General features: G+C 72.4%; 7 protein-coding genes and 2 pseudogenes. 2 read left to right on the top strand and 7 right to left on the bottom strand.

What is annotated here, in order from left to right:
* Positions 1-201: 201 nt before the first annotated feature.
* The 6 genes and pseudogenes from cobT to ACWF94_RS11430 form a co-directional block, all read right to left on the bottom strand.
* Positions 202-3,759: a nicotinate-nucleotide--dimethylbenzimidazole phosphoribosyltransferase gene (cobT, locus tag ACWF94_RS11455; protein WP_453487107.1), complete on the bottom strand. Its 3,558-nt coding sequence runs from the start codon at positions 3,757-3,759 to the stop codon at positions 202-204.
* A gap of 345 nt (positions 3,760-4,104) precedes the next feature.
* A complete protein-coding gene (gene cbiE, locus ACWF94_RS11450; protein WP_453487106.1) occupies positions 4,105-5,349 on the bottom strand; it encodes a precorrin-6y C5,15-methyltransferase (decarboxylating) subunit CbiE in 1,245 nt (414 codons plus the stop codon).
* 322 nt (positions 5,350-5,671) lie between these two features.
* A complete protein-coding gene (locus tag ACWF94_RS11445; RefSeq protein ID WP_453487104.1) occupies positions 5,672-6,307 on the bottom strand; it encodes a GNAT family N-acetyltransferase in 636 nt (211 codons plus the stop codon).
* Positions 6,308-6,566: 259 nt separating this feature from the next.
* A complete protein-coding gene (locus ACWF94_RS11440; protein WP_453487102.1) occupies positions 6,567-7,406 on the bottom strand; it encodes a MetQ/NlpA family ABC transporter substrate-binding protein in 840 nt (279 codons plus the stop codon).
* Positions 7,407-7,502: 96 nt separating this feature from the next.
* A complete protein-coding gene (locus ACWF94_RS11435) occupies positions 7,503-8,258 on the bottom strand; it encodes a methionine ABC transporter permease (protein WP_453487100.1) in 756 nt (251 codons plus the stop codon).
* Positions 8,255-9,332, bottom strand: a pseudogene (locus tag ACWF94_RS11430) (methionine ABC transporter ATP-binding protein). Before ACWF94_RS11430 ends, ACWF94_RS11435 begins: the two are co-directional and overlap by 4 nt.
* A 605-nt stretch (positions 9,333-9,937) precedes the next feature.
* Here ACWF94_RS11430 and ACWF94_RS11425 point away from each other — a divergent pair.
* Together ACWF94_RS11425 and ACWF94_RS11420 are read left to right on the top strand one after the other, a co-directional pair.
* On the top strand, positions 9,938-10,297 hold the full coding sequence (locus ACWF94_RS11425) for a hypothetical protein (RefSeq protein ID WP_453487098.1): 360 nt from the start codon (positions 9,938-9,940) through the stop codon (positions 10,295-10,297).
* A 2-nt stretch (positions 10,298-10,299) separates the two neighbouring features.
* Positions 10,300-10,740, top strand: a complete 441-nt coding sequence (locus ACWF94_RS11420; protein ID WP_453487096.1) for a hypothetical protein — start codon at positions 10,300-10,302, stop codon at positions 10,738-10,740.
* A gap of 103 nt (positions 10,741-10,843) precedes the next feature.
* Here ACWF94_RS11420 and ACWF94_RS11415 read toward each other — a convergent pair.
* Positions 10,844-11,034: pseudogene (locus ACWF94_RS11415) on the bottom strand (GNAT family N-acetyltransferase); the annotation flags it as partial.

Raw genomic sequence — 11,034 nt, 5'->3', positions numbered from 1 at the left:
CCCAGCGCCGAATCGTGCACGCCTCTGTGCCCGAAGGTCCGTCCTCAAACGCCGGACAGGCTGAAAGACCGGCGCACCGGGCCAGCAAAACCAGCCCCTCTGGGGGCACCTCCCAGGCGGAGCCCTGGGGGAGATTGAGGAGCTGGGGGTCCCCCCACGCCGCAAGGCGTAGGGGGCGGTCCGGGGCAGAGCTCCGGGGGGCTATTTCTCGGTGACGCCCGCGGAGTCGAAGGTCGCGACCTCGTGCATCGCGCGGGCCGCGCTCTGGACCACCGGCAGCGCGAGCAGCGCCCCCGTGCCCTCCCCCAGCCGCAGATCGAGGTCCACGAGCGGTCGCAGGCCCAGTTTGTTCAGGGCGGCCACATGGCCGGGTTCGGCGCTTCGGTGGCCCGCGATGCAGGCGGCGAGGGCTTCGGGGGCGATGGCGCGGGCGACCAGGGCGGCGGCGCCGGCCGAGACGCCGTCGAGGAGGACCGGGGTGCGCAGGGACGCGCCGCCGAGGATGAGTCCGACGAGCGCCGCGTGCTCCAGACCGCCGACCGCCGCGAGGACCCCCACGGGGTCTGCGGGGTCGGGCGTGTGGAGTTCGAGGGCGCGGCGGACGACATCGATCTTGCGGGTGTGCATCTCGTCGTTGATACCGGTGCCCCGGCCGGTGATCTCCGCCGGGTCCATGCCGGTGTAGACACAGATCAGCGCGGCCGAGACGGTCGTGTTGGCGATCCCCATCTCCCCGGTGATCAGGGCCTTGTTGCCCGCCGCCACCAGGTCCCGCGCCGTCTCGATGCCGACCTCGATCGCCGAGAGCGCCTCCTCACGGGTGAGGGCGGGACCGGTGGTGAAGTCGGCGGTGCCCGCGCGGACCTTGCGCGGCAGCAGTCCGGGGGTGGCGGGGAGATCGGCGGCGACACCGACGTCGATGACACAGACCTCCGCGCCGACCTGGTTGGCGAAGGCGTTGCAGACCGCGCCGCCGCCGAGGAAGTTCGCGACCATCTGGCCGGTGACCTCCTGGGGCCAGGCCGTGACGCCCTGCGCGTGCACCCCGTGGTCACCGGCGAAGATGGCGACGGCCGCGGGCTCCGGGATCGGCGGCGGGCACAGCCGGGAGAGGCCGCTGAGCTGCGCGGAGATGATCTCCAGCATGCCGAGGGCGCCGGGCGGCTTGGTCATGCGCTTCTGCCGCTCCCACGCCTCGCCGAGCGCCTTGGCGTCCAGCGGGCGGATGCTGGTGACGGTCTCCTGGAGCAGATCGTGCGGCTCCTCGCCGGGCAGGGCGCGGCGGCCGTAGGTCTCCTCGTGGACGACCCAGGACAGCGGCCGGCGCTTGGACCAGCCCGACTGCATCAGCTCGGGCTCCTCCGGGAACTCGTCGACGTATCCGACGCACAGATACGCCACGACCTCCAGGTGCTCCGGGAGGCCGAGCGCGCGGACCATCTCGCGCTCGTCGAAGAAGCTGACCCAGCCGACGCCGAGGCCCTCGGCGCGCGCGGCGAGCCAGAGGTTCTCGACGGCGAGCGCGGAGGAATACGGCGCCATCTGCGGCTGGGTGTGCCGCCCCAGGGTGTGGCGGCCACCGCGCGTCGGGTCGGCGGTGACGACGATATTGACCGGCGTTTCGAGGATGGCCTCGATCTTCAGTTCCTTGAACTGTTTGGCCCGGCCCTTCGGCAGCGACTTGGCGTACGCGTCCCGCTGACGCTGTGCCAGTTCGAGCATGGCCCCCCGGGTCTCGGCGGACCGGATGACGACGAAGTCCCACGGCTGGGAGTGGCCGACGCTGGGCGCGGTGTGCGCGGCCTCCAGGACGCGGAGCAGGACCTCGTGCGGGATGGGGTCGCCGCGGAAGCCGTTGCGGATGTCCCGGCGCTCGCGCATCACGCGCAGTACGGCGTCCCGCTCGGCCTCGTCGAATCCGGGCGCGGGCGGGTTCTGGGCGGCGGCGGGCGCCGGCTCGGCCGCGGGCTCCGGGGCCGGCTCCGGGGCCTGCTCGGCTTCCTGCCCGGCCGCGGCGGCCGGCTCGGGCTGCTGCGCCGCGGGCTCGGCGGCGGCCTCCGGCTCAGGCGCGGCCACCTGTTCAGGGTGCGGCGCGGGGTGTGGCTCCGGCTCAGCGGCTGCCTCCGGTCCCGGAGCAGGCTCGGACGGCTGCTCGGCCGAGTGCCCGGCCGCCTCCGCCGTCGCCTCCGCCGGAGACCCGGACTCCGGTTCGGTCTCGGGCTCGGTTCCGGGCTCGGATGCGGGCTCGGTTCCAGGCTCGGTTTCGGCCACCGGCCCGGGTGCCGCCTCCGATGCCGTTCCCGCCTCCGTGTCTGCTTCAGCTTCCGTTACGGGCACGTCCGCGGCCTGTTGTACGAGTACGGGCTCCGGCTCCGGTTCCGACTCCGGCGCAGGCTCCGCAGCGGGCCCGGCAGCGGTGACGGCCTCGGGCCGGCCCGGCGCCCGGGTCTCCTCACGCGGGGCGGGCACCGTCGCCTGAGGCGCGGGCGCCTCGGGCTCGGCCGACTGCTCCCGTACGGCCTCCCCCGACTCCTCCGGCTCCTCTGGCTCCACTGGTTCTTCCGCTGCCTCTTGCACCGGCCCCTGCACAGACTCCTGCGCGGGCTCCTGGACGACCTCCTCCGGCTCGGGAGCCGGAGCGGGGGGCTCAGCCGGAGCGGGGGCGACGAGGGCCGTCGGCGTCAGCGTGGGCAGGGCGGGCGGGGCGGGGGCGACCGCTTCCGCCGACACGGGGGGAACCGCGGGACTCTGCGGAGGCCGTGGGTCCCAGGGCGCCCCGGCCTGCGGCGGGATCTCCCCCAACTGCGGTCCGGGCAACGGCTGAGCCGACTCCTCGCGGGGCACGTCCAGATACTCCGGACCCGTCGTGGGCGGCCCGGGGTGGCTCTGCATGACCAGGGGGTGCGGCGGCGTACCCGCCGGACCCCGGTCGGCCAGCGACAGCACCACGCCGCCCGAGGTGTCGGGCAGCGGCGGGCCCATGTGGAGAGGGCGCCGGGCGGTCGCCGCCTGGGGGGCGGACAGGGCGGCGGAGGCCGCGGGGTCGGGTACGGGCTCGGCGGCCCGCTGTTCCCCGTCTGCGGCGGGCGGTGGCACCGCCGGGCCCTGCTCGGTCCCTCCGGCCGGGACGGGTGGCACGGGTGGCGCGGTCTGCTCGGCGCCCGGCTGTATGCCCGGCACCGGAGCCACCAGGTCCGGGGCACCGAGATCCGTCGGAACGCCGAGCGCCGGAGCGCCCTGGTCCGGTGGTGTGGCGAACTCCGGGGCCGCCCCCAGTTCCGGTGACCCGAGATCCGTCGGAGCCGCGAACTCCGGGCCCATGGGCGCCGGTACCGGGACGGCCTCGCCCTGGTAGTCCGCGGCGGGCCCGGGCGGCTGCTCCGGGACCGGGGCCGCGACGGGCGCCTGCCCCATCGCACCCCCGTGCGCGGGCGTCGGGTGCTGCCCCGGCGGCACGGGTGCCGGGTCCTGGGCCGGAGGCTGCGTCTGCTGAACTGGCTGGGCCTGCTGAACGGGCTGCGTCTGCTGAACAGGCTGGGCCTGGGGCGCGGTTGCCTGGTGCTGCGCCGGAGGCGCGGAGTGCGGGTCGCTCCACGCGCCCTGCGCACCCGGCATCAGCAGCAGATCGTCCTCTTCGGGGCCCTGCTCGGAGGGGGGCAGGTAGGTGTACGCACCGGGACCGGGCATGCCCGGCTGCTGCTCCACCACGCCTGCGTTCTCCGGCAGCCCCTCGCCCGGGATCTGGCCGGTGTCAGTCATGCGTACCCCTCGCCCATCGACTTGTGATCCTTCGCCCATCGCCCGGGCGCCCGGTCGCGGCACACCCGTCGCCCGTCTGGAAGAACGAGCCTGTGCGCCGCGCGGCACGATCGCCTCACGGACTCCCACGTATTCTCGCGGCCGTTCGCGGCCGTGGCAGGGAGATCCGCCACGGTCCGCTGTGGGCTGCGCCACGTTGCGCGTCCCCCGGTCACGACGTACCACATACCGGAGCCAAAGCGGCACTCGGTTTCCGGCCTTCCCGGACATTGACGAACGAAGCGACGAACGCCCGGCAGCGGTACAACGGTCGGCCAGCCTACCGCGCACCGTTCGATCACCGGGTCATGGGGCGCGGTCCGGCTGCCTGCCCGAGAGGAGGAAGGCGACCGATCGCTCCCGCTCCTGCCAGCCGTCCGGGTCGAGTTCCATGGACTGGAGCAGGGCGCATTCCACGGTGTAGCCGCCGGCCGCGAGTGCCGCGCCGATCGCCTCGGCCTCGTCGCGCGTGGAGGCGTGGGTGACGATGCGTTCGGGGCGCCGGTCGGCGCAGGCGGTGACCACCCGGACGCCGCCGCCCCCGATCCGTACGACATCGGGTTCGGGCAGCCGTTCCAGAACGTGCGGCGCGCGCCCGTTGACCACCTGGATCCGGACACCCGCGCGCCGGGCGGTGGCGTCGGTGCGGGCGCAGGCCGCCGGGTCGGCGTCGACGGCGATCACGGCGGCGCCGAAGCGGGCGGCTTCGGCGGCCAGTGCCCCGCCGCCGGATCCGATGTCCCACACGAGATCGCCGGTACGCGGTCCGAGCCGGGCGAGCTGGACGGCGCGCAAATGGTCCGCCTCCCCTTCCCCCGGGGCCGGGTCGCCGGCGTTCCCGCCCTCGTCGGCGTACGGCGCGAAGGGCAGTGCCCAGCCCCGTACGCCGGACGGATAGCCCGCCTCGCGTCCGGCGATCCAGCCGCCGCCCGGGGTCGGGGGGCTGCCCGCGCCGCCGATGACGATGACGACATTGGGGTCGCGCCAGGCGTGGTCGGCGGCCTTGTCGGAGGTGAGGACGGTGACCTGTTCGCGGTCGGTGCCCAGTTCCTCGCAGATGACGAAGGTGCGGTGGACCCCTTCGAGGAGGAGGGCGAGTTCGGCGGGTCCGGCGCCCGGGGAGGTGAGGACGGCGACCTTGGGGTGTGCGCGGCAGACGTTGACGGCGCGGCGCAGGGTGCGGGGGTGGGCGACGACGACCAGGGCGTCGTCCCATGGCATTCCGGCGCGGGCGAAGGCGGTGGCGACGGAGGAGACGGCGGGGACGACTTCGACCTCAAGACCGTGCTCGGGGGCGCGCAGGGTGCGTACGACACCGAAGAACCCCGGGTCGCCGTCGGCGAGGACGACGGCGCTGCCGCGGTGTCCGGCGATCCGGCGCGCGGCCAGGTCGACGCTGCCGAGGCGGATGCGTTCGGCGCGCTCCGGCACCTCGGGGAGCGCGAGATGGTGGGCGGCCCCGGCCACCAGAGTGGCGGCGGTCAGGGCGGACACAGCCGCGGCGGTGAGGGGCGAACCGTCCCAGCCGATCACCGTGACGCGGTCGGCCATCGTCGTCAGTCTCCCTGGTGTTGTCGCAGGTGGGGCCGCCCGTCGGGTGCCGGGCGGAGTGAGGCTACCGGAGCGGGGGCCAACTGAATCAGTTCGGGGCGGGTAGTTCCACCGGACCGGCCTGTTCCGGCCGGTGGAGTGCCCGTGCGGGGCGGGGTGCGCGGGGGTCCCTGGCCGTCTCGGGCCCCCGGGCGGGGCCCTGACGCGAACTCCCGCACCAGATGCACTGCCCGCGCTGCCAGTGCGGTTCAGCTCGGTTCGGATCGTTCAGTTCGTTCGATCGATTCAGTTCGTACGGTTCGTACGGTTCGTACGGTTCGGTTCAGGTCAGTTCGGTGAAGGCGGCGTAGCCGAACTCCGCCGGCCGCTCCGTACCGCCGTCGAGGTCCTCGGGCAGCAGGCTCCAGACGATCAGATCGGTACGGCCGGCGGCCCAGCGGCCGTCGTCGGTCCGGGTGCGCGCTATCCAGGCGTTCCGCAGGACGCCTTCGCTGATGCAGCCGAGCTTCTGTGCGACCTGCTGGGCGGCGGTGTTGTCGGCGGCGGTGCGCAGTTCCAGCCGTTCGAATCCCTGGTCGCGGAAGAGCCATTTGCCGACGGCCAGCACCGACTCGGTGGCGTATCCCTCGCCGCGGGCCCAGGGAGCGGTGACATAGGAGATCTCGGTGGCGAGGGTGCGCCAGTCGGTGTGGTGGAGGCGGATCGCGCCGACGAGCCGCTGGGTGAGGAACTCGGTGACGGCCAGCGCGATGCCCCGGCCGGCGGCGCGCTCAGCAGGAGCGATCCTGCGGACCCAGTCCCTGGCCTCGGCGAGGGTGTACGGGTGGGGCGCGGAGGTCCAGGCCGTGACCAGTTCGTCGTTCATCATCTCGGTGTACGCCGGGATGTCCGCGTCCTCGAAGGCGCGCAGCACCAACCGCTCCGTGCTGATGGACACGTCCGGGAAGGTGGTAGTCATGCGCCGCTCCGTAACCAGGGGCCCGTTGAACCCAGGAACCAGGGACTGCCGAAACCCCCAGCATGCAGCATGCCCGGATCGAATCGCACCACAGGGTGCCGCACTTGGGGCGTCCGGACACGCCTGGCCCCGCGCACCCCTGGGGGATGCGCGGGGCCCGGGACCGTAGCTCGGCCGGGTCGGACGGCGCGTCAGACGGCGGGTACGACCGAGCCGTCGCAGGTGTCAGACGGCGGGTACGACCGAGCCCCCGTCCGCGTCAGACGGCGGGTATGACCGAGCCGTCGTAGGTGTCCTCGATGTACTTCTTCACCTCGGGCGACTGGAGCAGCTTGACGAGCTTCACGACCCTCGGGTCCTTCTCGTTGCCCTCCTTGACGGCGAGGAGGTTCCCGTACGGGTTGTCCTTGGCGGGTTCCAGGGCGAGGGAGTCCTTCTTGGGGCTGAGCTTCGCCTCGACCGCGAAGTTGCCGTTGATCACGGCGGCGTCGACGTCGTCGAGCGCACGGGGCACCTGGGGTGCCTCCAGCTCCTTGAAGCGGAGCTTCTTCGGGTTGGCGGCGATGTCCTTCGGCGTGGCGTCGTTGCCCGCGTCCGCCTTCAGCTCGATGAGCCCGTTCCCGGCGAGGAGCTTGAGGGCGCGCGCCTCGTTGGTGGTGTCGTTCGGCAGCGCGACGGTGGCGCCGTCCTTGAGGTCGGCGAGCTTGTCGATCTTCTTGGAGTACACGCCCAGCGGCTCCACATGGACCGTGGCGACGGGAACGATCGTCGTCTTGTTCTTCTTGTTGAAGTCGTCCAGATACGGCTTGTGCTGGAAGTAGTTGGCACCCACCTCACCGCTCTGGGTGGCCGTGTTGGGCGTCACATAGTCCGAGAACTCCTTGACCTCCAGTTTGAGGTCTTCCTTCGCGGCCAGTTCGTCCTTCACATGGGTGAGGATCTCGGCGTGCGGGCGGGAGCTGGCGGCGACGACGAGCGGGGAGTCCGCGTCGGAACCGGAGCCGGAGCCGGAGTCGGAGTCGGAGCCGCAGGCGGTGAGCCCGAGAGTGAGGGCTCCGGCGGCGAGGGCGGCGGTGGTGATCCTGGCAGTGGTACGCACGAAAAGTGCCTTTCTTCCCTGGGGTGGAGCGGGTGATACGACCCGTAGGGCCGGATGCGGTGGTCAGGAGGACTTCAGGAGGGCTTCAGGAGGGCTTCAGGAGGACTTGGAGAGTTCGACGGCCGGTTCGGCGCCGGGGGTGGCCGGGCGGGCGTCGGCCCTGAGGAACCGCAGCCGGGGCGCGGACCCGCCGCGTCCCCTGCGGTGCAGGCCCCGGGCCGCGTAGTCCCCGGCGAACTGGATGAGCGAGATCACCACGGCGAGGATCGCCACCGTGATCCACATCAGTTCGGTCTCGAAGCGCTGGTAGCCGTAGCGGATGGCGATGTCGCCGAGGCCGCCCGCGCCGACGGTGCCCGCCATGGCCGAGTAGCCGATGAGGGCGACGACCGTGGTGGTGGCGCCGGAGATCAGCGACGGCAGCGACTCGGGGACGAGGATCTTGCGTACGACGGTCCAGGTGCTGCCGCCCATGGACTGCGCGGCCTCGACGAGTCCGCCGTCGACCTCGCGTACGGAGGTCTCCACCAGTCGGGCGAAGAACGGGATCGCGCCGATCGCGAGGGGCACGATCGCCCCCTCGCGGCCGATGGTGGTGCCGGTGAGCGCCTTGGTGAACGGCATCAGCGCGACCATGAGGACGATGAACGGCATCGAGCGCGTGACATTGACGATCTGGCCGATCACCCTGTTCGCGAACGCGTTGCCGAGCAGCCCGCCCCGGTCGGTGAGGACCAGGACGATGCCCAGTGGCAGTCCGGCGACGACCGCGACGAACGCGGACCAGCCGACCATGTAGAGCGTGTCCCAACACGCCTGCTCCAGCAGGGGCCACATGTCCGACCAGCTCACTTGGCACCCCCCTTGGCACCGGCACCAGCACCGGCTGCGGCACCGGCTGCGGCCAGGTCCCCGGCCGGGTCCTGCGCGGCCACCTCGACCTGGAGCCCCTGCTCGCGCAGAAAGCCGATCGGGACGACGTTCTCCTCGAACGGTCCGGGCAGTTCGATACGCATCCGGCCGACCTGCCTGCCGCCGACGGTGTCCATGGCGGCGCCGAGGATCGAGATGTCGATGTTGTACGTACGCGAGAGCTGCGAGATCACCGGCTGAGTGGCGGCGTCACCGTGGAAGGTGACATCGACGACCGTGCGATCGGCACCGGAGGCGTCCCCGCTCACCGGGAAGAGCGCGGCGGCCAGCTCGGATCCGGGGGTGGCGAGCAGTTCGCTCACCGTGCCGGACTCGACGATCCGCCCGTGCTCCATGAGGGCGGCGGAGTCGCAGACCGTCTTGACCACATCCATCTCGTGCGTGATGAGCAGCACGGTCAGTCCGAGGCGGCGGTTGAGATCGCGCAGCAGTTGGAGGATGGAACGGGTGGTCTCGGGGTCGAGCGCGCTGGTGGCCTCGTCGGAGAGCAGCACCTTGGGGTCCCCGGCGAGCCGCCCGCGCGATGCCGACGCGCTGCTTCTGGCCACCGGACAGCTGGCCCGGATACGCCTTGGCCTTGTCGGCGAGGCCCACCAGGTCGAGGAGTTCCCGCGCCTTGCGGGAGCGTTCCCGGCCGGAGTGGCCGAGGATCTCCAGCGGCAGTTCGACATTGTCCAGGGCCGTGCGGGACGAGAGCAGATTGAAGTGCTGGAAGACCATGCCGATACGGCTGCGGGCCGCGCGCAGTTCCTTGCCCGCGCGGGGTCCGCGCCCGGCGAGCGCGGTGAGGTCCTGGCCGTCCACGGTCACGGAGCCGGATGTGGGGCGCTCCAGCAGGTTGACGCAGCGGATGAGCGAGGACTTTCCGGCGCCGCTCTGGCCGATGACTCCGTACACCTCACCTTCTCTGACATGGAGGTCGACGCCATCCAGGGCGGTGACCTCGCGTCCTCGCGAGCGGTAGACCTTGGTGAGGCCCGTTGTGGTGATCACTGGGGTGTCCGTCACTGTCGATTGCGGGGTCGATTGCGGGCGAACGTCTTCGCCGGGCAGGGGACGTTCGTCTTCCGGGCTTGGGTGGGTCGGAACGCGCACGCCGGCGCTCCGGGGACGCCCATGGGCATCGGGAGGGGCGATACGCGCTCGGTTCAGCGCGGTCCGGCGTGGCGGACTCGGCGGCTGCGGGGTCTCACTTCGGGGCGCGAGGCACAGGCAGGGGCCCTCAGAAGGCGCACATTCGACACAGGCAAACAGCACCGGGCGTGGTCATCGCCCCGGTCGCAGGGATGCGGCTGCTCGTCGTGGTCATGTCGGCCAGTAAAGCAGATGGCCTTACCAATCAACGCAGCCTGTCCGAATAGCGGACTGGCGTGATACGGGGTGCTGACCCGGCCGCGCCACCGGGGCGGCGCCCGGTCGGACCCGGCTGACCTGCGCGGATACCGCCGGTCGGCCACCCAGGGGCGGCACGCGGCCGGCTCGGCCCCGCGGTGCGCTGTGGTCAAGACCACGATGCCCCGCTGACCAGCCGATCCCCGGCCGGACGGCGCCCGGGGCCGCGCGCGTCCAAGCCCCTGGCCCGTAATAGTCTCGGGGCCATGCTTGACGCCCTGACGGTCGCGGTCGGAGTGACCGCGCTCGCCCTAGCCGCCTGGTGCGGCTTCGCCGCCTTTCGCGATCAGCCCACCAAGGACTGGCACTTCATCGGCATGGGTGTGGTGTCGCTGCTGGCGCTGGCGCAGCTGGTGGTCGGGGTCGTGCGGCTGGCCCAGGGCGGCGAGCCGGACGAGGGCACCGTGACCTTCGTCGCGTATCTGATCGGCGCGTTCGCCGCCGTCCCCTCCGCCGGGTTTCTGTCGCTGGCCGAGCGGACCCGCTGGGGTTCGGCGACCGTCGCGGCCGGTGCGGTGGTGCTGGCGGTCCTCGAAGTACGGCTCTACGACATCTGGGGAGGCTGACGATGACCGGCTCCGTCACCGACGGGAAGCAGCGCCGGACCGGGCTGGTCCAGGGCCCCGGGCTGCTGGTGGTGTGGCTGTACGGGGTGATGTCGGTCGGCGCGGTGTCGCGTTCGGTCTACGAGATCCTCACCGACTTCGACACCGCCCCGCTCGCGCACTCGCTCTCCGCCGTCGCCGCCGTGGTGTACGCGTTCATCACCTACACCCTCGTACGGGGCGGGGAGACGGCCCGCAGGGCGGCGCTGGTGTGCTGCGCCGCCGAGCTGGCGGGCGTCCTGATCGTCGGCACCTGGACCGTGCTGGAGCCGTCCGCGTTCCCCGACTCCACCGTCTGGTCGGAGTACGGCAAGGGCTATGTCTTCATCCCGGTGCTGCTGCCGGTCACCGGGATGCTGTGGCTGCGCCGCGCACGCGGACAGCGGGCCCGGCCCGCCGCGTAGGAGCCGCCGGGTCAGAGCCTCCGCGTACGAGCCTCTGTCAGGCGCTGGAGAGCCTCTTTTCAAGCGCTGGTTCAGGCGCTGGTTCAGGTTTTCAAGCGCAGGTTCAGGCGCTGGCCGCATAGGCGGCCGGTGCCGCCGCCCCCTTCTCCAGGGTGACGAGGGTGAGCCTCGGGCCGATCTGCTCCCGGGCGACCGGGACATAGCCACGGCTGCGGTAGAGCCGGAGATTGCCCTCGCTGCGGTGGCCGGTGAACAACTGGAACCGCGTGGCGGCGGGCTCGGCGGCGAAGTGCT

Source organism: Streptomyces sp. NPDC055078 (genome assembly GCF_053607985.1).
This window is presented reverse-complemented; position numbering and strand designations above follow the sequence as displayed.